Annotated in this window: 2 pseudogenes; both read left to right on the forward strand. The window is 50.3% G+C overall.

Annotation, left to right across the window (positions count from 1 at the left end):
- Nucleotides 1-240 (forward strand): annotated as a pseudogene (locus ACTHUR_RS16285) (sensor histidine kinase); the annotation flags it as partial.
- 129 nt (nucleotides 241-369) lie between these two features.
- Nucleotides 370-582, forward strand: a pseudogene (locus ACTHUR_RS16290) (thermonuclease family protein); the annotation flags it as partial.

Here is a 582-nt window from a genome sequence, read left to right on the forward strand (position 1 = left end):
CTCAACAAATCATCCATTTACATCCGCATCGAAAACCCGTACACCCCGCCTGAAAGCAGCGAAAACGCCAAGCCGCACAAGGGCAACTCGATGGCGCTGCGCAACCTCAAAGAACGTCTGACACTGATGTACGACAACGACGCCAAAATCCAAAGCCGCCAACTCGACGGCATTTTCCGCGTCGACATCCGCCTGCCTTACCGCAAAAAAGCGTCTGATGTGAACAGACTGTTCGGTTGATACAAGCATTTCCCACCCATAGACTTCTACGGCAAGCGCACACTTCTCAATCAGATTTACACCGAAAGCCTCATCAAAAAGGTCGTCTGAAAAATTTCAGACGACCTCAAACAAACCACCGTCAACCTTATGAAAACCAAAACAATCTTAAAATGGCTTCCCGTGGTTTTGTCCGTCTTGGGCGCATTGGGTTACAGCTCGCGCGATACCGAAATCATCCGCTCCGGCGTGCAATTCGCTTCTGCGCTCACAGGCAGCAGCCATTTCGGCATGGAAGCCTTCGGCGCATTATTATCGGAAACCGTCAAATCAGGGTCGTCTGAAAATAATGCACACCAAAGC

This window comes from Neisseria sp. P0021.S007, from assembly GCF_051956855.1.